Origin of the sequence: Lactobacillus sp. UBA5813 (assembly GCF_002417895.1) — a bacterium.
Classification (GTDB): Bacteria; Bacillota; Bacilli; order Lactobacillales; family Lactobacillaceae; genus Lactobacillus; species Lactobacillus amylolyticus.
This window is the reverse complement of the sequence record NZ_DICZ01000007.1, coordinates 33,898-54,796: the sequence shown is the minus strand read 5'-3', so window position 1 is coordinate 54,796 and position 20,899 is coordinate 33,898. Positions and strand designations below refer to the sequence as shown.

The 20,899-nt window shown below is 39.7% G+C and carries 20 protein-coding genes; 5 read left to right on the top strand and 15 right to left on the bottom strand.

Going from position 1 to position 20,899, the window contains the following annotated elements:
* The first annotated feature begins 11 nt into the window (after positions 1–11).
* Entirely contained in the window at positions 12–143 is a 132-nt protein-coding gene (locus B2008_RS01285) for an IS3 family transposase (protein ID WP_286822239.1), read from the top strand.
* Between the two features lie 89 nt (positions 144–232).
* Here the strand turns inward: B2008_RS01285 and B2008_RS01280 are convergent, their stop codons facing one another.
* From B2008_RS01280 to B2008_RS01265, 4 genes are all read right to left on the bottom strand, one after another.
* Positions 233–1,528: a carboxylate--amine ligase gene (locus B2008_RS01280; protein WP_281830178.1), complete on the bottom strand. Its 1,296-nt coding sequence runs from the start codon at positions 1,526–1,528 to the stop codon at positions 233–235.
* Positions 1,529–1,547: 19 nt separating this feature from the next.
* Positions 1,548–3,497, bottom strand: coding sequence for an asparagine synthase (glutamine-hydrolyzing) (asnB, locus tag B2008_RS01275; protein ID WP_281830176.1), 1,950 nt, complete (start codon positions 3,495–3,497; stop codon positions 1,548–1,550).
* Between the two features lie 109 nt (positions 3,498–3,606).
* The gene (locus tag B2008_RS01270; protein ID WP_281830174.1) at positions 3,607–5,004 is read right to left on the bottom strand and encodes a metallophosphoesterase family protein; all 1,398 of its coding nucleotides are present in this window, start codon (positions 5,002–5,004) and stop codon (positions 3,607–3,609) included.
* A gap of 58 nt (positions 5,005–5,062) precedes the next feature.
* Complete coding sequence (locus B2008_RS01265) at positions 5,063–5,548, bottom strand: hypothetical protein (protein ID WP_281830172.1); 486 nt, start codon at positions 5,546–5,548, stop codon at positions 5,063–5,065.
* A 169-nt stretch (positions 5,549–5,717) separates the two neighbouring features.
* Here B2008_RS01265 and B2008_RS01260 point away from each other — a divergent pair, with 169 nt between their 5' ends.
* Positions 5,718–6,296: a DNA-3-methyladenine glycosylase I gene (locus tag B2008_RS01260; RefSeq protein WP_281830170.1), complete on the top strand. Its 579-nt coding sequence runs from the start codon at positions 5,718–5,720 to the stop codon at positions 6,294–6,296.
* 48 nt (positions 6,297–6,344) lie between these two features.
* Here B2008_RS01260 and phnE (B2008_RS01255) read toward each other — a convergent pair whose 3' ends face one another.
* The 5 genes from phnE (B2008_RS01255) to B2008_RS01235 form a co-directional block, all read right to left on the bottom strand.
* Complete coding sequence (phnE, locus tag B2008_RS01255) at positions 6,345–7,157, bottom strand: phosphonate ABC transporter, permease protein PhnE (RefSeq protein WP_281830169.1); 813 nt, start codon at positions 7,155–7,157, stop codon at positions 6,345–6,347.
* A complete protein-coding gene (gene phnE / locus B2008_RS01250) occupies positions 7,157–7,957 on the bottom strand; it encodes a phosphonate ABC transporter, permease protein PhnE (RefSeq protein ID WP_281830167.1) in 801 nt (266 codons plus the stop codon). The genes phnE (B2008_RS01255) and phnE (B2008_RS01250) overlap by 1 nt, the downstream gene beginning before the upstream one ends.
* A 1-nt stretch (position 7,958) precedes the next feature.
* Positions 7,959–8,735, bottom strand: coding sequence for a phosphonate ABC transporter ATP-binding protein (gene phnC, locus B2008_RS01245; protein ID WP_281830165.1), 777 nt, complete (start codon positions 8,733–8,735; stop codon positions 7,959–7,961).
* Positions 8,736–8,762: 27 nt separating this feature from the next.
* A complete protein-coding gene (locus tag B2008_RS01240) occupies positions 8,763–9,689 on the bottom strand; it encodes a phosphate/phosphite/phosphonate ABC transporter substrate-binding protein (protein WP_281830163.1) in 927 nt (308 codons plus the stop codon).
* 333 nt (positions 9,690–10,022) lie between these two features.
* Positions 10,023–10,505, bottom strand: a complete 483-nt coding sequence (locus B2008_RS01235; protein WP_281830161.1) for a universal stress protein — start codon at positions 10,503–10,505, stop codon at positions 10,023–10,025.
* A 165-nt stretch (positions 10,506–10,670) separates the two neighbouring features.
* Between B2008_RS01235 and B2008_RS01230 the strand changes: the two genes are divergently transcribed.
* Positions 10,671–11,468: a tyrosine-protein phosphatase gene (locus B2008_RS01230; RefSeq protein ID WP_281830159.1), complete on the top strand. Its 798-nt coding sequence runs from the start codon at positions 10,671–10,673 to the stop codon at positions 11,466–11,468.
* A 36-nt stretch (positions 11,469–11,504) separates the two neighbouring features.
* Here B2008_RS01230 and B2008_RS01225 read toward each other — a convergent pair whose 3' ends face one another.
* Positions 11,505–11,984 (bottom strand): PTS sugar transporter subunit IIA, encoded by a 480-nt coding sequence (locus B2008_RS01225; protein WP_006352476.1) that lies wholly within the window; start codon positions 11,982–11,984, stop codon positions 11,505–11,507.
* A gap of 121 nt (positions 11,985–12,105) precedes the next feature.
* Between B2008_RS01225 and B2008_RS01220 the strand changes: the two genes are divergently transcribed.
* Positions 12,106–12,582: a nucleoside 2-deoxyribosyltransferase gene (locus B2008_RS01220; protein ID WP_040457334.1), complete on the top strand. Its 477-nt coding sequence runs from the start codon at positions 12,106–12,108 to the stop codon at positions 12,580–12,582.
* 369 nt (positions 12,583–12,951) lie between these two features.
* Here the strand turns inward: B2008_RS01220 and nagA are convergent, their stop codons facing one another.
* A complete protein-coding gene (gene nagA, locus B2008_RS01215; RefSeq protein ID WP_281830156.1) occupies positions 12,952–14,106 on the bottom strand; it encodes an N-acetylglucosamine-6-phosphate deacetylase in 1,155 nt (384 codons plus the stop codon).
* 175 nt (positions 14,107–14,281) lie between these two features.
* Here nagA and B2008_RS01210 point away from each other — a divergent pair, with 175 nt between their 5' ends.
* Positions 14,282–17,299, top strand: coding sequence for a TIM-barrel domain-containing protein (locus B2008_RS01210; RefSeq protein WP_281830154.1), 3,018 nt, complete (start codon positions 14,282–14,284; stop codon positions 17,297–17,299).
* A gap of 73 nt (positions 17,300–17,372) precedes the next feature.
* On the opposite strand, the gene B2008_RS01205 is transcribed toward B2008_RS01210, so the two are convergent.
* The 4 genes from B2008_RS01205 to B2008_RS01190 all read right to left on the bottom strand — a co-directional run bounded on the left by B2008_RS01205 (position 17,373) and on the right by B2008_RS01190 (position 20,871).
* The gene (locus tag B2008_RS01205; protein ID WP_281830152.1) at positions 17,373–18,191 is read right to left on the bottom strand and encodes an alpha/beta hydrolase; all 819 of its coding nucleotides are present in this window, start codon (positions 18,189–18,191) and stop codon (positions 17,373–17,375) included.
* Positions 18,163–18,948, bottom strand: a complete 786-nt coding sequence (locus B2008_RS01200) for a YibE/F family protein (protein ID WP_281830151.1) — start codon at positions 18,946–18,948, stop codon at positions 18,163–18,165. The genes B2008_RS01205 and B2008_RS01200 overlap by 29 nt, the downstream gene beginning before the upstream one ends.
* Positions 18,945–20,042, bottom strand: a complete 1,098-nt coding sequence (locus tag B2008_RS01195; RefSeq protein ID WP_281830150.1) for a YibE/F family protein — start codon at positions 20,040–20,042, stop codon at positions 18,945–18,947. The genes B2008_RS01200 and B2008_RS01195 overlap by 4 nt, the downstream gene beginning before the upstream one ends.
* Before the next feature lie 73 nt (positions 20,043–20,115).
* Entirely contained in the window at positions 20,116–20,871 is a 756-nt protein-coding gene (locus tag B2008_RS01190) for a MerR family transcriptional regulator (protein ID WP_281830148.1), read from the bottom strand.
* Positions 20,872–20,899 lie beyond the last annotated feature (28 nt).

Sequence of the window (20,899 nt, the reverse complement as noted above, 5' to 3'; positions counted from 1 at the left end):
ACAATGCGGCAATGGAAAGCTTCTTCCACATTATGAAGGTGGAAATGGATTATTTTACTCATCACTTTGAAACCAAAAAGCAGCTTGTCAAAGCCATGAAAGAATGGATAGAATACCATAATCACAAAAGAATCAGACCTTAAGTAAATTTATTTAGAAATTAACGTCCAGTTTTAGGGGTTAACTTCATTCTCCATACTTTTTTCTTATAAATAAAATTATTTAAATAAAATTATTTTTCTTTTTGTTGGCCTAACTTCTTAGCTTCTTCTTCAAAGTATTGACCCTTGTTTACTTCGTAGTACTTCTTGTATCTTGCGTAGTAGTTATGGAACATATACTTCATAAGAAGCCAACGCTTGAAGTTGCGGTCCTTGTCATAAAAGACAGTTGTGCCATAACGGCCTTCGCGGATCAATTCTTCAGCAGTACGCTTGGCATCATTATCGTATGTGTATTCCTCAAAGATCTTGACTGGTACGCCCAACCATAGCTTATGCTCTGACTTAAGCTTATTGCCGTAAACAGTCTTTTTATCTTTCAAGCTATCTTCAACATAGTCATCAATGTACCACTTAGCCAAGTTGTAGCCGTTCAAAGTAACGTAGAAGCTTGAACGACCTTGACGCAAGTTGATTTCAAAGAACTTGTATTGGCCATCACGTACATCATACTTAATATCAAAGTTGGCCATCCCTGTGTAGTTTAATTTTTCAAGGAAGCTTTGAACCTGTTCATACAATTTTTCATCATATGCAGGCAAAATGGTCACATAGTTACCAATTGATTGTGGCGTTGGGTCTTCCAAAAGCGGGTGACCTAAGCACATCATCTTCACTTGGTGGTTCTTGTCGACATAAGCGTTCAAAGTCCGCATGTTAGAGTCATCCCCAGGAATAAAGTCCTGCAAAATAAGGTCGGCCTTGTAGCCGTGAGTGTAAATCTTGCCCACGATATCAGCAAGTTCAGCTTCATCATGAATGGTAAAAGTCTTCTTACGGCCCTCAAATTGGCAGTTAAGCCAAGATACAGGATCTTCAGGCTTTAATTCAACTGGGTAATCAAATGGAATGGTTAAGTAGTTCTCAGCCTTGTAATCATCCATGGTAATGATTTGCGTCTTAGGATATGGCAAACCGTACTTTTCAGCAGTCTTGTAGAAGCCTTCCTTTGAGATCAAAACTTCAAGCAAGTCATAATCAATGTATGGAACAACGAAGACTTTGCTCAGTTCTTCATTGTGTTTGGCTAAAAGTTCTGCGTAGCCGTCACCACAAGCAATCAAGATAACTGGTTCTTCATGATCCTTGTAAATTTCCATCTTCTTGCGCATTACATCCATGAAAGTTGGATCAGCTGAAAAACCATGGTGAAGTTCAACATCAACAATCTTTGAATAACGGGTTGCTGCAAGTTGAATATCGGCTAAAGCCTTAACCTTGATACCATATGCTTCATTAAATGAACGTGCCATTCCATAAACATTGATATCACTACCAAGCAATATTGGCGTAAATTTCTTACTCATTCTGTACTAAAACTCCCTCTTAAACTAACTTACCTTGTTCAATCAAACTAGCAACTTCCGGTTGAACGTGTTGATACTTTTCAACTGTTCCCTTGTAATCAACAAAGAACAACTTGTACCAAACAAGGAAAGTATAAATAGCCCAAATTTGACGACGGTGTGAACCATCACCCTTGTAGTTGTCATCAAGCAGCTTAATGATCTTCTTTTGATCAAAAATATCGTTGACGAAATCTGCTTCAAATAATTCACGAACCTGCTTGTAAAAACGTGGCTCTTTCAACCATTGCTTGATTGGCGTTGGGAAACCAAGCTTTGGCCGTTTAGCCCATTCATCAGGCAAAACTTTTTCTGAAGCCTTACGCAAAGCATATTTAGTATCATGACGGTTAACCAGGTACTTAGTTGGGATAGAGTTAGCAAGCTCCGCAATCTTCTTATCAAGATAAGGAACACGCAGTTCAAGCGAGTGTGCCATTGAAATCTTGTCGGCTTTTTGCTCAATATCGTTAAGCATGAAGTGGTGCAAATCGATGTATTGCATTTGCTTTACACGGTCAACATCTTCAACCTTCTTGAAGTCTTTTTGGTAAATGCCGTTAACTGTCAAATTGTTGCGGTAAGCTGGCTGCAAGACGCTGTTAGCATCCTTAGAAGTGAAAATTGTTGGGTAGTTGATATCGTAGATAACAGATTGACCAACATAAAATTCGCTTGGCTTAGCCAAATTCGTGTACATATGAACTCGGCCTGGAAAGTTTGGCATCTTCTTGATCTTTTTAGCAAGCTTCCATTGCTTCTTTTTTGGCAATTTTTGCAATTCGCTGGTAAAGACCTTGATTACATCATTATGCGTGTGCATCCCATAGTTTACGTAGCCGGCAAACAATTCATCGGCACCTTCACCAGAAAGGGCAACCGTGACGTGCTTACGCGCTAACTTACATAAGTACCAGAGCGGAATGATTGATGGATTGGCATCAGGTTCATCCATGTGGTACTGCATTTCTGGGAAATCACGCATGGCTTCATCAGCATCAACCTTAGCGCTGAAGAAGTGCCAACCGTTAATATCGGATAATGCCTTAGCCTTAGAAGCTTCATCATAAGTTGAATCATCAAATGAAACTGAGAAGACATCATCTGGATCAAGCAAAGTAGTCAAGTAGCTTGAGTCGACACCTTCTGACAAGAATGCACCAACTGGCACGTCAGCGTTGCGGTACAAATCAACAGTTTCTTTCAAATCATCATTGATCTTCTTGAGCGTTGCTTCAAAGCTCAAACTATTCTCTTTGTATTCAGCATCCCAGTACTTGTGGGTTTGCATTTCGCCATCTTTGTATTCAAACCAGTGACCAGCTGGAAAACGGTAAACACCCTTGAAGAAAGTTTCATCAAGGTCATTGTATTGGTTCATCAAATATGGCTTAACTGCTTCAACGTTCAATTCCTTCTTGAAGTTAGGAAATTCAAGAAAACTCTTAAGTTCTGAACCCACCAGCAAATGGCCATCACGGGTTGAATAATACATTGGCTTGATACCGAAAAAGTCACGGGCACCATAAAGAGTCTTGTTGTTGTCATCCCAAATAAGGAAGGCAAACATCCCGCGTACTCGCTTAAGCAAGCCATCCATGCCCCATTCTTCATAACCGTGGAGAAGGACTTCAGTATCAGCTTTGGTTGTAAAAGTATGGCCCTTATCATTTAATTCTTTTCTAAGAGGCTTAAAGTTATAAATTTCACCATTAAAAATAATTGCTCTGGTCTTGTCTTCGTTGTAAATTGGCTGACTTCCTCCACGCAAGTCAATAATTGAAAGACGTCTAAAACCAAGTGCAACTTCATCATTTGTGTAGTAACCGTCGGAACTAGGTCCACGGTGCTTGATCGTTGCCATCATTTTTCCAATGACAGCTTGTTTGTCATTTATTTTTGGATCATAAAATGCGACAATTCCGCACATAATTAAACTTCCCTTTATCTTTGCTCTATAGTATAAACTTTCCTAATATATGAACTTTTTTATTATAAGCTAAAGACTTGTAATAGCCAAATTGGTGGTCAAATCTTTACTAAATAAAAAACATTCTGCGAGTTGAGGCTGCTCCGTAGCCAAAAACTTGAATCAGGTGCTTCTTCAAATCTACATTGACAACATAACCCGCAAATTCATTGTCAAAGTCGATCTTGCGATCCCAATTCTTATTGTATTTGGTAGTCAAAGAATGGTTCTTGCCCATTAAAGCTGAGCAGTTAAACAAGATGTATTGAATCCCATTGATGCGGTATTGATCCTCACGGTGACGGTGACCGCAGAAGTAGGCCACGATACGCGCATCTTTGATCTTAGTAAAGTCAAAGTCGTTTGACAAGCGGAATTCCGGCGGCACGTCTGAACCACTGTGCATGCGGCCGCGTTCGCGCTGGTTAAATGCAACCAATAATTCGTGCAGCGAACGACCATTATATTTGAGTGCGTTTGATCCTTTGCGGTTAATCGGATTGGCATGACTCATAAAAATAATTTGCTTGCCAGATGAGTGGGACAAGATTTCAATAATTTCCTCGATCTGGTCTTCGCGAATTGCCAAAGTGATCTTCTCATCATATTTCTTTTGTTCCTTATTGTTTAAAACGTATGGAACGTCCGACGTATTTACAGAAATCACGCGCACATTATCAAGGTCAAAGAAGGAAACGCCATGCTGCTTGGAAACATACTGAATCCGTGCCTGCTTGTACATGGTCGGCCACATGATGCTTTCAAACTCATTTTCAGGGAATGAAGCCCGCAAATCATGATGCTCATCAAACTTATCGTTTTCATCATGATTGCCTTTGATCATCATATAAGGCACGTCATCAGATTTAAATGAGTCACGCAGCTTGATCAGTTCGCTTTCGCTAACCAGACCAGCGTCAGAACCGTCGATCCAATCGCCTAAGTGCGCCTTTAAATTAAGAATTCCCGTTTGATCAAGATATGAGAATTCGCGGACATGGGTCAATCCGTTCCAGCCGTAAAAATCAATACTATCTTTATCTTTGAAGTGCGTGTCAGTGATCACGCCGATATTAACTGAGTTCTCGCCCTTGCGAACATGACCCTTGACATTTTTGACGAAATCATCCAAATAATCTTCAGCTAAATAGCGGCGACCGGTCTTCTTGCTCTTAAAAGCACGGTAGCGTCCTAATTCAACATTAAACTTTCGAACATATTCTGGCGCTAATTTTTGCGTGCTTTCAGGGCTCAATGCCTGATGCAATGTGCCTTTTTCATCTTTATAAACGGTTAAAACATAATCATGGCCACCTGGCGTGCCATCAGCTTCACCAACATGGTATTCGCCAATCGTTGTAAATTTTTGCATAGGGTCGATTAATTCGCCTTTTTTCAAAATTGAAGAGCGCTTACGAGCTCCCATTGCCTTATCGATCAATCCCCGACTGTATCTAAATAAACCCATAAAATCGCCTCAAAGACAAAAGAAAAAGCCGGCTTTAAAGTATGCCGACTCGAAAAAACTATGCGTTTTTTGCTAAAGCGTATGTAGCAAGTCCTAATGACAAGACAGCATCTTTTGATAATACTTCTTGCAAATCCTTAGCAGCAATTGATTTAACTGCGCCAATAACCTTAAGACTATATGTCAAAACATGATAATCAACTTCTGGATTGTAAAGATCATCTTCATATGGATCTTCATGGTTGTATGTTAAGTTGATTTCATCTTTATCGACAAAGCCATCGACGTGATTAGTCAAAATTCGATCATGCAAGTTAACTAATTTATCTGAAAGATTAAGTAAATTAAGCTTGTGATCACTTTCAGCTTCATAGTATTGTTCTTCAGTCATGTCGAAATAATCTTTGATTGGATTATTGAGCACGCCTAAATCATCAATTATTTGATAAACCTTTTCTGCATCAAAGTTTTGTTCGCCACTTAAGATTTTATCTTGTGACAAGGCCAAATCGTCAGCCAACATCATGGTATCTAGCTTTTCCATCTTGTCCTCCTCAAATTCACTCTATATTATAGCAAAAATCGTCTAGCTTTCTTATTACATTGCTCGTTTTAGGTAAATTTTTCAAACTTTTTTTGGTAAAAAACGATTTTTTCACGTAACTAAATTATAGAGGAATCTTTTCATTATTCACAGTAAAGGAGAAAAAGAGATGAAAAAAACTAATTCTGAAAACTTACGTTGTCCATGGAGTCAAACACGCGATCAGCTGCTGCGCGATTTTCATGATCATGAATGGGGCAAGCTCAATTTGGATGATGACTACTTGTTCGAAATGTTGATTCTGCAACTGTTTCAGTCAGGCCTGAATTGGCGCGTAATTTTGCATAAACGCGAAAATTTTAGAAAAGCATTCAAGAACTTTGATCCTGTCGGTGTGGCGGCTCTAACTGAGCAAGAAGTCGGCGATCTGATGCTTGATTCATCAATTATTCGCAACCACATTAAGATTAATGCCACGATTAAAAATGCCAAGGCGGTTCTGATCGTTCAAGCAAAATACGGCAGTTTTGCCAAATATCTGCAAAGCATCATTCCTACACAGATCGTCCATCACCCGGAAATTTTTGAAGATATTGATGTTTCTAATGATTTAGCGAAAAAACTGGCAGCCAAAATGAAAGAAGACGGCTTCTTTTTCGTAGGACCGGTGATTATTTATTCTTATTTGCAAAGCGTCGGTCTAATTAATGATCATTTGGAATGCTGTCCTGCCAAGTATCACGGATAAAAAAAGGGCCTCTAACGAGGCCTTTTTTCAAGGAAATTAATAATTCAATTAAACAAGTTTCTTCCGAATTAAACCTGAAATCCAATCAATAGTAACAACCATTATGACAATTCCAATCAGGATAATACCGACCCGGTTCCACTGACGATATTCCAAAGCAATGATCAATGGATAACCGATACCACCAGCACCAACCAAACCAAGGATTGATGCGGAACGAATTGAAACATCGAAACGGTAAAGCGTATTTGAAATCAAAGCTGGCATTAAGTTTGGCAAAGTTGAAAACATGATGACATTGAACTTGGAACCACCAACTGCGGTAACAGCCTCATTGGGTCCATCTTCCAGGTTTTCAATTGCTTCTGAGAACAATTTTGCCAGCATCCCTACCGAGTGAAAACCTAAGGCCAAAACACCGGCAGCCGAGCCGGGTCCCACAGCTTTAATAAACATCAAGGCCAAAATAATTTCAGGAAATGACCGGATAACTGCTAGCACAATTTTGCCAGAACGCGAAGCATACCATTTCTTGTGCCTTGTATTGGCTGCCCAAAAGGCAAATGGCAGTGAAATAATAGCAGAAATAAACGTACCTAAGAAGGCAATACAGAACGTTATCCATAATTGCGATACCAAGTCTTCACCACTGCCATCATAGACATAGCTCCAATCTGGGTGAAAAATTCCGTTAAAAATCGCACCGGCAATTTGGGCAGCAGTTGATTTGATCCCACCGAAGTCGATTCCAGTGCAAGACCAAATGATGATCGCTACTGTCACAATCGTAATCAACCAATGAGAAAGCTGCTTCTTTTTATTTATAGGCCTAGGCGGCAATTGTTTATATGTTGTATCCATTATTTCATTAACGCCTCCCGTGACTTAGATGAAATGTAGTCGATGATTACAACCACGACGATGATAACGATGATAATCGTTCCTGTTTTTGCATAATCAAAAGTCTGCAAAGTTTCCTGCAGATAAAGACCGATACCACCGGCACCGATATAACCTAGGATGGTTGATGCTCTGACGTTGATTTCAAATGCATATAAAACGTATGAAATGAAGTAAGTCATAATTTGTGGCAAAACCGCAAACCAAATGATTTGCAGCTTATTGGCACCAACAGCAGTCAAGGCCTCAATTGGACCTGGATCAATCGTTTCAATTGCTTCATAAAACAATTTAACTACCACGCCAAAAGTAAAGACAGCCAAGGCAAAAATACCAGCTACTGGACCAATTCCGACCACGGCGACGAAGATCGCACCTAAAAGCAGATCTGGAATTGTTCTGATGATGTTCATAATGATCCGCAAGATGCCGGTTAATACCTTGTTTTTAACAATATTGCGGGCAATCAATAGCGAATAAATAAAGGCTACTATTGAACCAATGACCGTTCCGAGCACAGCCATTTTCAGGGTTTGAAACAGAAGCGGAAATACCGTGCTAGAGTAGCTCCAATCTGGATGAGCCATTTGAACAAAAATATCGGTGAATTGACTAAAGTTTTCAAATAAGACGCTAATATGGGTATCAGTGACATTAATGGAAACAAATAAGCCAACGATAATCAAAATGACCCAGATCAGATTCATAATTTTGAACTTCTTTTTAGGTAAGTTCATTAAATCTTGATCAGTTTGACTCATTTTACTTCTCCTCGCTTCCATCGCCGCCGTTGTAAATATCGGTAAAGATTGCCTCAGGGGTATCTTTCATTTGTCCATCATAAACAACTTGTCCCTGACGAATTCCGATTACTCTTTTACCAAATTGACGAGCAAGATCCACGCTGTGCATGTTGGCCAAAACCGTCATTCCGTACTTTTCGTTCAGCATCTTCAAGTCATTCATTACCTTGAGAGAAGTCTGAGGATCAAGTGAAGCTGTTGGTTCGTCGGCCAAAATGATCTTCGGATTTTGCATCAATACACGCGCGATTGCGACACGCTGCTGTTGACCACCTGACAACTCGTCGGCACGAGCGTAGACTTTATCAGCTAAATCGACTTGTTGCAAAGCTTCATAGGCTTTCTGCTTATCCTCTTTAGAAAAGAGATTGAGCGTTGTTTTCCAGGTTGGATAATATGCTACTCGTCCAGTTAAAACATTGCGCAAAGCGCTGGAACGTTTAACTAAATTGAAACTTTGGAAAATCATGCCAATGCTGCGACGCAGAAGGCGCAAATTTTTACCCTTTGCCTTAGTAATCGATTCGCCATCAATTTCGATATCGCCCTTGCTGATATCATGAAGACGGTTGATTGAACGAAGCAAGGTTGACTTACCAGCACCAGATAAGCCCACAACCACGACAAATTCGCCTTTGTTGATAGTTAAGTTGATGTCTTTTAAACCGACTGTGCCATTATCGTAGATCTTAGTAACGTTTTTTAGCTCAATCATTGGCTTTTCGGAATTTGCCATTAATTATTAACTCCTTAAATTTGATTTTTATTTTTTGGATGATTCGATGATCTTGTCGTATTTACGAACAACATTGAAATCAGAATCTTTTGCGTAAGTGTAGCCTTCATGACTATATACGCTTTCGATAACCTTCTTACCTGCCTTAGTCTTGCTAATAGCGATAAATGCTTTAGCAAGCTTTGCCTTAAACTTCTTGTTCATGTCTGGACGAACAGAAATCGTGTCGTTTGGAATTGGCTTGGTAAAGTAAATCGGAACAACTTGACTCATGATCTTTGGGTTATCTTTGATAACTAAGGTACGAGCGTCTTCAAAAACAAAGGCAGCATCGGTATCACCGTTTAGAACATTTAATACTCCTTGGTCGTGACCAGTTACAGTAACAAGCTTGCAGCTCTTCAGAACATCAAGGCCCTTTTCCTTTAATTCAGCAATTGGGAACACGTAACCAGCTGATGAAGTTGGGTCTTGGACAGAAATGCTCTTGCCCTTAAGATCTTTCCATGACTTGATCTTTGAACCCTTCTTAACCAGGATTCCGGCCCGGTAGTTTCTAACCAGCTTGTTAGTAGTCTTGCCGCCTGGCTGCTTAATGCCATAGCGTTCAGCTTGAAGCAACAGATCAGCTGCACCTTCCTTGTGAGCTAAAACATAGCCATCTGGTGGAAGGAAACCAACATCGACTTTCTTTGACTTCATAGCTTCAACAACAGTGTTGTAATCAGTTGACATAGTAACGTGAACCGGAATTCCTAATCTCTTTGAAAGCATCTTTTCAAGAGGCTTAGCGCGAGCTTCAAGAGTTGTAGCAGATTGACTTGGAACAAATTCAATCGTCAAGCTTTTTGGGGTATAGCCCTTTTTGCTTGAACTGCTGCTTGAACAAGCTGTTGCAACAACGGCAACCAGCAGCGCAACGACAGCGACTAACACTTTTTTAAACTTTTTCATATGTCCTCCTAGACCGATAAAAACTCCTGCTATTAAAAAGACTTAATATAAAACGTGGCAACACGATCCATATTAAGTCTTTTAATGGCATCTGTATTTTAAAAAACGAACAATAACAAACTGGGTCCAAAGAGAGTCTGTTACACCTGTACAAGCTAAAACGGTTAATTTATTAGTATTTAAAATTTGCATAGTGTACGTCTTTCTCTGCTTGTTGCTCGTTCATTTGTGAAAATTATACCAGAAGTGTTCGTGTTTTATCAAGGGGATATTTAAAAAAATAACTTTTTGAAAACAAAAAAAGACCTCTAACGAGATCTTTTTCATTAGGCTTTATGCCTTAGGTTTAATTGGATTGTTGTCAATATCAGTTCTAACAATCAAAACATCAGCTAAAGCGTGCTGGTTTACGTATTCAGTAACTGAACCCATCAACATTCTTTCAACGGCGTTCAAACCAGTAGCTCCCATCACGATCAAAGTGTTCTTGTGATCTTTAATGAAGTCGTAAGAAATAATTCTCTTAGGACTGCCATAACGAATATGGTAGTTAATATCATCAAACTGGAAGTTATCATGAGCCCATTTCTTTAAGCTCTTTAAATATTCTTCAGCATCTTGTGTCATTTGATAAATAGTGTCGCCAGAAATCAAGGTATCTTGCATTTCGCCCATGAATTGACGAGTATCAATAACGTTCAATACATCGACATGCGCATGATCGGTCATTGCAATCTTGACAGCTTTGTCAAAAGCACGTTCAGCTGTTTCTGAGCCGTCGACTGGTACCAAAATACTTTCTTCTTGTTTAGCCATTTTCTCATCTCCTATGAATTATTTAGTGCTAATTTTATTTTAGCATAATTTAAAAAAATGCTTCTTTTTTTGTTTGCTACTTTATCCATGCTTTAATTGTTTCTTTTAATATTTGTTGGTAGAATTAAATACAATGCTATTTTTCTCTGGGAGGAGGATTTAACGATGAAAAAACTAACCAACCAGCTGATTGGAATTACCAGTGGTCGCAACTTCAGAGAATTGGGCGGCTACCAAACTTTATCAGGGAAAACCATCAAGATGCACAAGCTGCTGAGAACCGGCAACCTAGCTGATTTATCGCCTTTTGACTTAGATTATCTCAAAGATTACGGTGTTAAATATGTCGTCGACTTCCGCAGCCAAGAAGAAGTTGATCACCAGCCAGATCGAGTTCCAGAAGGCGCAGAATATGATTTTGATCCTGTCTTCAGTGAAGATTTAACCAACTCTTCCAGAAGCATTAACGATTTGGACAATCAGTCCAAAGATGACGCTGACTTCGGTTTCAACCACATGCTTTTTGCTTACGAAGACATGATTCGCAGCGACTCTGCTCAAAGCGCCTACCGCAAGTTTTTTGCAAAATTAATGGAAAATGATCAGCCTTCACAAAGCTTGATTTTTCACTGTACTGCTGGCAAAGACCGGACTGGTTTTGGCGCATTGCTGGTATTAACTGCTTTGGGCGTGCCACTAAGAACGATCAAGCAAGATTATTTGCTGACCAACATTACCACCAAGGACTTCGTTGATGGCATGGTTGAACGTGAAAAAGAACAAGGCAAGAACAAGAACACCTTGCAATCAATCCGCGATATTCAAAGCGTGCATCCCGAATACATCGATCATGCAATCAAAGTCATGACTGATGATTACGGCAGCATCAATGATTATTTGCGTGAAGTGATACAGCTTTCAAGTGCTGACATCATGGACTTAAGAAGAATTTATCTCGATTAAAAAAGCTGCTAGTTTGCAAACAAAATAGCAGTTTTTTTAGAATTTTTGCAACAAATATTGATAAATTGCCTCTGGATCTGTGAAGTTCAAAAAGTTCTTCAATTCTTTTTCCGGTGTCCGTGCTAAGAAATCCATAACTTGACTTAACAATTTAGCCTGACCATCTGGATTTGTTTCCAGCAGCATAAATAAAAATTTAACCTGCAACTTTTCGTCTGGTTTGATCATATTGCCAAAAGTGACCGGATTTTTTAAAGCAACCGGTACGATCAAGCGCTTATTGACGAACTCGCCCTCAGTATGCGGAATTGCAATGTTGGGCAAATCGGCACCTAGAGTTTTGGTTGACAAACCGGTGGGAAAATTATGCTCGCGTTCAATAATATGGGCCAAAAAATTGCCTTTTACATAGCCACTATCGAGCAAATGATCATAAATATTTTTAAGCAATTCATCCTGATCGCTTTCATTGCTGACAAAAACTGCATCTGCCGCAAAAACTTGCTTTTTTTCCATATTTTACCTTCCTCACTACCTACATCCATGACCTTAAATTATCAAGAGGTTTTTTTCAACCAAAATCATGGTAAAGTTAAGAAAAGAAATTTGTTTTGTATTTTGTTACAAGGAGATAAAAATGACAAAAACAAAGACCGTTTATTTTGGTGCTGGCTGGTTCACTGATAAACAAAACAAGGCTTACAAAGATGCAATGGCTGCCTTGAAAGAAAATCCCACGATTGATTTTGATCATTGCTACGTCCCACTGCAAAATCAATACAAAGACATCCGGGTCGATCTTCATCCTGAATATTTACACGACATCGAATGGGCTGACGCTACCTACCATGGTGATTTAGTCGGCATCAAATCAAGCGATGTCATGCTCGGTGTCTACATTCCTGAAGAAGAAGACGTTGGCTTGGGAATGGAGCTGGGCTATGCTTTAAGCCAAGGAAAATACATCTTGCTCGTAATTCCTGATGAAGATTATGGCAAGAAGATCAACTTGATGAGTTGGGGCGTATGCGACAATGCCATTAAGATGAGCGAATTAAAAGACTTCGACTTTAACAAGCCACGTTATGCTTTTTACGATGGTGCTGTTTACTAAAAAATAAAAAAAAAGCAAATTAAATGACCCTGCACTAAATAATTAGTGCAGGGTCATTTCTTCATATCTTCGAACATATACATTAATCTTTCTACGATATGCTAAAAGTTATCTTGCGAGCGACTTAACTTCTAAATCATTATTCAATGCTTGCCGCGAGGGTTTAAAGCCACTTATGTAAATTATTGTCACTCTTTACTTTTTTCATTTGTAAAGCCCATCGGAACTCACCTTTTTCTTGTTTTTTAGTTCTTCTTTTCTTTACACTCATAATATACCTTATCTTTTTATTTTTGTAAAGCGCTTACATTTAAAAATATAAAAAAAGAAGAACAAGCAGAAATTCTACTTGCTCTTCTCTTTATATGATTAAGCTTTGTACTTGGATTCACCATTCAAATAAGTTTCACTCAAAGTCATGTTAGGATTCAAAATCAAGAAATCGGCGTCCTTGTCAGGCTTGATTGAACCACATCTATCCAAAATATGTGCACTCTTGGCTGGGACATAGGAACCCATCATAATGGCTTTTTCTGGATCAACAATATTCCAGTCAACCACATTCTTAACACCGTCTTTTAATTGCAAAATACTGCCGGCTAAATTGTCGCCATCCTTTAAGCGGGCCATGCCGTCTTTAACGTAAACTGGCAATTCGCCTAACATGTAGTCGCCATCTGGCATCATGCCGGCTTCCATACAATCAGTAATCAGCGCAATATGCTCTGGACCAACTGCGTTGATTAAAGCTCTAGCCATTGGTTCTTGCACATGGTGGCCATCGCAAATAAGTTCGTCAGTCACGTTATGCATTGCCATGGCAGCATTAGAAATTGAAGGGGTATGGTGCATAGGATCAGGCATCCCATTAAAAGTATGAGTAAACATACTGGCACCAGCTTCAATGCCGCTAACTGCTTCGTCAAAAGTTGCGCTTGAGTGCCCTAATGAAACAACGATTCCTTCTTTAACAGCTTCACGAATAAATTCATTTGATCCTTTTCTTTCAGGAGCCATTGAAATTTTCTTCAGCATGCCATCTGAAGCTTCAAGCCACTTGTTAAATTCATCGATGCTTGGGTCCATCATATATTTAGGATTTTCAGCACCTGCATGTTCCTCTGTAAAGAATGGCCCTTCAAAGTGGATTCCCTGAATTTTAGCCCCTTCTTCTTCACCCTTGTGAGCTGCGAACATCTTGCAGATTCTGGTTAAAGTAGCACTAGCAGCAGTGATTGTGGTTGGCAGCCATGACGTTACCCCTGCACTCAACAAACCTTTAGAAATCTTGTTAATACCGTCCCAGTCGCTCTTCATAACGTCTTCACGCAAAGAACCGTGAATATGAGTATCAACATAGCCAGGAGCAACCCATTTGCCCGGATAATCAACGATCTTGCCTGCAGGCTTTTCAGTTTCTGGATAGTAAAAACCAAATTTGCCATTATCTTGAATTTCAAGATAGCCACCCTTTTCGGTTCTGTTTTCAAGGAAGAACTTATCTGCATGAATGTAATATGTCATTTGTCAATTTCCTCTTTAATTAACTACTTGCTTGCAATGTTTTTCTTTATTTTAATCTCTGTTTCTATTTTACACAAAAGAATTGGTCTTTACCAGTTTTAAAGCAAACAGTAAAAGGTAAAAAATATTGCTTTTTTAGTTATAATAGAATAAAGATTATATAGGAAGATGTACTATGACACAAGATACGCAAATTAATAGACACCAATTAGGTCGACTTATCGGTGCAAGCAAATGCGATCACTTCTATGAGCTGCACTATGCTACCGGTGAAATTGCTCGGCTTTACATTTTAGCCGACGGTATTTTTCGTCTATTTATTGATCCTGATAAAAAATTTGACGAAAATCATTCCGGCCTAGTTAATTTAAGCAAGTTTAATAATCATTTCTTTGAAAAATCTAGTCCGCGTGCAACCAGCGATTCTTTCATCATTCAATCTGGCAGTTTCCAACTGATTTTTGAACAAAAAACCGCCACGATGATCATTTTTGATGAAAGCTTGCATCGCACCCGCTTGAGTCAGCTTAGTCCTATCGAACTAGGCAGCAATCAAACGATTGAAATCCTCAAGCAGAACAAGAACGAATTTTACTTTGGCGGCGGAATTCAAAACGGCTCATTCAGCCACAAAGGCAAGCGAATCGACATTAAGCGCGACGGTATTACAGGAGCTGGCGGCGTTTTAAGCCAAATTCCGTTCTTCTGGTCTAATGCTGGTTTCGGTGAATTCAGAAACACTAACCAAGCTGGTGAATATGATTTTGGCAAGATTAACGAGAATGTTGCCCTGATTAAGCATGAAGATCGAATCTTCGATAATTTCTACTTGATTGGCAATTCTCCTAGCGATTTAATTTATAAATACTACTTATTGACTGGCTTGCCATTGATGCCACCCAAATACGCTTTGGATTTGGGCCACATGGGCAACTTTTTAACAACATTATGGAAACCAAGCGAAGCTAAAGAACGTAATGCCACCATGTTTGAAGATGGCAATTACTATGCTCGAACCAAGGATCCAAATGAATCCAGTGGCAAAGCATCATTGAACGGCGAAGAAGAATATCAATTCTCAGCTCGCGGCGCAATTGACCGCTATCAAAAATTCCACTTTCCACTTGGTTGGCTTGTACCAAACTATGGCATCAGCGATTTAGAAGAAGAATCTCTGACCAACTTCAATGACTATGCCAACACTCATGGCGTTGAAGTCGGAATTTGGGTCAAAAATAATTTGAGCGGCTTGCCAAAGAGTAGTTCCTTTATTGCAACTGCAACCGATAATATCGCTCAATTGCAAAAAGATACTGACAGCTTGAAGGTTAACTTAAACCGCAAACGTCCATTTATTATTAGTAATAGTGGCAGCGTCGGCAGTCAGGCTTATTCTGCTTTGGCCTTTGGTACAGCTGGCGGCAACTGGGACAATATTGGAACTCAGGTAGCCAGTTTGCTAGGAGCCGGACTTTCTGGCGAAACTCTAGTCGGCGGTAGCGTTGACGGTACGACTGGTGGTGGCAACGCCAAAATCGCTATTCGTGACTTTGAATGGAAAACCTTCACGCCACTGCTCTTCAACATTAACGATCAAAGCAAATTCAGCAAGACGCCATTTGCTTATAACGGCAAGATAAGCAACATCAATCATGCTTATTTGGCTTTACGTCAACAATTAAAGCCATACCTTTACACTTTGATCTATGGCACGCAAAAAGGTCATTCCTTCGTTCAACCATTATTCATGGACTTCCCACACGAACAGGTCAACTACACTGAACAAGTTGACCACGAATTCATGTTAGGCTCCAGCATTTTGGTTGCTCCAATTACCAATGGCCGCGAAGACAGCAATGGCAACTCACGCAAGGATAATCTTTACTTGCCAAGCCATCGTACAATGTGGATCGATCTCTTCACTGGTGAAAAGTATATCGGTGGTCGCGTCTACAACAAGTTATCTTACCCAACTTGGCATTTGCCAGTCTTCGTGCGCGGCGGCGCTATCTTTGATTTGGGCAAGCGGAACTTTGTTTTGTACCCACAAGCTAAGAGCAGCATTAGTTTCTACGATGATAATGGCTACACTGATTTTACTCACAACCATACCGAAACACGCGTTACCAGCGATTTGAATTCCAGCAAATTGACCATCACAATTGATCCTGTTAAAGGCGACTACAGCGGAATGGAAACAAACAGCACAACTAATTTGAACATTATGTGTGATGCATATCCTGACCGGGTCACTGTTAAGATTAACGACCAATTGATCAACTTGCAGGAATATGGCACAAGCGATGCTTTTGCTCATGCCAAAGAAGGTTTCTTCTACAATACCAATTACAGCTGGATGCCTGAATTCGATCAATATCGCGAAGCTAAGCAAACAGCTTTGCAAATCAAGTTGGGCAGTCGCGACATAACTGATACTAAATTTGAAATTATCATTCAAAACTTCAATTATGGCAGTCAGACTTTGGTTCACTCAATTACTGACTCCGTGTTGCGTTCACCTAAAGGCATTAGCCTTGATCCTGCAAAGATCACTGCACATTCATTGTCGGTTTCATGGACTAAGATGACTGACCAAGTTCAATTCGAAATTAACGGCATCTTATATGACGGCATTGATGGCGACAACTTTACTTTCCATGAATTAGAGCCAAATAAACGCTATGTCATGCGCATGCGCTATGTAGCCGACAATAAAGTTTCTGAATGGTCTGAACCCTTTGGCGCAATTACGAAGCATGCCGCAATTGATTATGCGATCCGCAATGTGCAGACCACTTGTAACTATGCCGAAAATCCTGCTCACCCAATTAAATATTTAACTGACTTGAAGTTGGCTAGTGAATGGGAAACTAAAGATCAATTTGATGAAAACAAACCATTAACTTTGACCTTTGCTTTTGAAGATGTTGAAAAACTTAGTCGGATGGCCTTCATTCCGCGCAATATTGATCGCCAAGGAACACCAGTTGAAGTTGAAATTGAAATATCAACTGATGGACAAAACTTTAAGCCATACGGCGAGCATATTAATTGGAAAGCCGATGCCAAGAATAAGGTTATCGGTCTGCGCGATGTCAGCGCTAAGGCAATCAGAATGACAGTTTATAAGTCATCTGGTCCATTAGTTGCTGGGAAAGAAGTCTTATTCTTTAGAGCCAAGGATAAAGATTAACTATAGAAAATCTAAATAGAAAAAAATAAAGGTTGAGAATCATCTCAACCTTTATTTTTATGCTTTTATATTTTTAGCCTAATTCTTGCTTAAGCCATTCGATACTCATTTCAAACCACCGGGCTGCATGCGGATTGTTTTGCCATTCCTTGCCGCTCTCGGTCGTTTCAGGTCTGGCCAAAGAAAAGCCATGGTAGCCCTTGTTAAAGAGATGTGCTTCACATTCAACCTGATTTGCATATAAGGCTCGAATGTATTCAATTGAATTTGAAATCAGCACGACTGGATCATCCCAAGCTTGAAAGATAAACGTTGCCGGTGTTTCACGTGTAACACCCAGGGCGCTGTCTCTTAATTCCGGCTCATCTGGCAAGTCCTTCTCCTGACCATCAGGAATTTCAAAGCCGATTTGATCAATATTGATCAATGGGTAGCCTAAAATTGTTTTATTTGGCCGCACCTCTTCAGCTTGATAATCATATTTCTTTGCAAACTTTTCACTATTAGCCATAAAGTTTGCAGCACTAGCTACATGTCCACCGGCTGAAAAGCCCAAAGTAACAATTTTATTTGGATCAATTCCATATTCTTCGGCATGATCACGATAATATTTTACTGTTGTTAAAACATCCAAACCAGCATCTGGATAAATCTTGCCCGGATCCTGCACTAAATTATATTCCATCACAACACTATTGAACCCGCGCGCATTATAAGCCAAGGCTACCGGTTCGCTTTCCCTAGCGGACAAGTGATTAAAACTGCCACCGGGTATAACAATTATTAATGGCCGAGTTTGAACAGCCAATTTCGGATTTTTCTCTAAAAAATAAGTATGAACCTTAAATTCACGTCCATTAAAATTAGTTAGTGTTAGACTTTTGGTCTCCATGTTTCACCTCATCTTTACCCATTCCTCTAGCTAGCAAAAAAGTAGAGAATGGGACTGTTAACAATACACCGATCAAAGAATACAAGATAATCAGTGCTTCATTAACGAATAATTTTTCATTGACGATTTCGCCAAAGGAATAGCCCAAGCGGAAATACCATAAGAATAGTGACAAAAAACTGCCGAACATCCCAAATAAGATGGTATTCATCGCGGTTCCCAATACATCATTGCCAATTGCCGTTCCGCTGCCTTCTAGCTCCTTACGGGTAATCTGGACATGATGTTTTTTAAGTTCTAACAAACCTGAACTCATGGCTACCGCAGCTTCCGCAATCGCACCCAATGCAGAAAATATTGCCACGGTCACGGCGATCATCGGATAACTTAAGCCAGGCATCTGTGATAGACCAACCAAAACTTCACCAGATTCAGGACCTAAGCCAGCAGCTTGCGCCAACCATTGACATATTAAGATTAACACACTCACTAACAAACAAACCGTAAAAGCTGAATAAAAGGAGTTTTTAGCGACAGTATAGTCATGAGTGCCCAGGAAAATAATCGTTACCAGTTTCAAGGGAATAAAAATCAAAGTCAGTATTGGAATGCTAATTCCCCAGGAAATTAAAATTGCGACCAGAATCAGCAGCAATGTATTGATCAAAACACTAAAGAAACTGCGGATTCCTGTTTCACCGCCAACAATAATCATCAAAATCGCTAAAACTGCGATTAAAGCGCCTAAAGTACTCATTTATTCTGGCCTCGCTTTTCTTTTAAAAACAGCAAGCTGCAGCCTGTCGCAAAGATTACGGTTAACACGATTGAAATGGCGGAAATAACACTTTGAGTAGCACCTAATGACAAAGTAAAGCCAAAGGCAGAGCTCAGACTGTTGTTGTCACGCAAGTAAATAATCGTCATTGGCAATGCACCTGCGATGAAAATCAATACCAATACGTTGATCAGTGGTCCCATAATTTCCTGTCCCATTGTCCGGCCACTTTGAATCAATTGCTTAGCCGTAATATTTTTTTTAACTTGAACCACTTCATAAAGACTGGAAATAATATCAGTTGCTTCATCCATAACCGCTCCAAGAACCCCTAACAAGCTTTGTGCTAAAAATATTCCGCGCGGATCTTGAGTCGCATAGTCGCCTGTCTCATATTTCATTTCAGATTCACCCGTTAATTTCATAATCACGTAGCATAAGCCAAATGAAACGAAAACACCCAGTAGGGTTGCCAGCCAAGTCGCCAGCATTTTCTTATTCAGGCCTTGAACAATCAGCAAACTGATGAAAGAGAAGACAACATCAGCCAGACCGAAGAGCAGGATGATATAAGCGCCATTTAATTTGACGTCAAGCACGATAACGCCGTAAAAGATAATCCAGCTCAGCAGCATTGAAATTAAAAGCGCGATTGTATGCTTGCCGGCCATCGCGATCATTAATGCAATCGTCAGCGTTAATACCAGCACCAGAACCCAGTCACGTTTAGGATTGCCTAAAGCGACTTTGCCCTTTTGGATGCTGACAAAAATACGTTGTCGCGGACGATATTTTTGCGTAGTTAATTGTGAAGGATAGTAGACATTTTTCTCAGTAAAAGTTTTGCCCTTGTATTTACCGGACAAAATCTTGATATGCAATGTCTGTTCCCTAGTTTGATCCACATTGTTGTAGACATCTTTATCTTTTTCAATCAGCCGATCTTTAATCTTCGTATCCGTAATTACAGCAACGTCATCTTTTTGATAGACATCGCTTAAAAAGTAGGTTCCCGCTGATAAAAGCAGCCCTATTACGAAGACGATCAGCGCAATCCAATAACGTTTTTTCATTGCAAACTCCTTAAAAAGATCTGTTTCTACTTTAAAACAAAAAACGACTTTGAATAAAGCCGTTTCTGTAATCTTAATAATTTAAAAATCTTTGCCACCAATGTGCTTTCTTACGTGGCAGCTGCATATCTTCAAGGGTACGATGACCATTAGCACTTGCCTTCTTCTTTTGGGCATTTTCTCTTGCTTTGCTTAAAATTTCATCATGCAGTTCTTTTTCGCTCTTATGAGCATCACGTTCAACTTCCTTGCGTTTTTCTTCACGCGTCATCGTGTGATGCTCCTCATGCGTGGAATTAGAACTGACAATTCCCGAAATATCAGGCAAGGCCGCAATTTTAGGATCAACTTCCTTATCCTTTGGAGCTGCCAATTCATTTTGCTTTTTCAGCAAGGCTTGATTTTGTTTTTCAATGCGATCAAGTTGTTTCTGCAAATTGTTAATAGCATTGTTTTGATTAGCAATCGTCTGCTGCAGAACACCTAACAATTTGGCCATCTGATGAGGATCCAATAATTGCTTTTGGTCAGTGGAAGCATCTTTTTCTTTAGCTTGCTTTTGCTCACTGACTGCATAAATCTGTCTAGCAGCTTCCTTTAAAGTTAAGCCTTTTTCCTTAGCCAATTTATGAAAAGCATCAAGATCCTCAATATCTTTTTGATGGTACAGCCGTTCTTTTTGTTTGCTGCGTTGAAAATAATGCTCATTGCCGGTTACTTTTTCGACAATTAAAGAATATCTTCTCAGCGTTGCAACACTGATTCCCAACTTTTTTGCAGCCGTCCTTGGTACATCTAATTCTTCAAAATCGTGCTTCTCACTCGTCATCACTGTCTACCCCTACTTTTTTGCAATT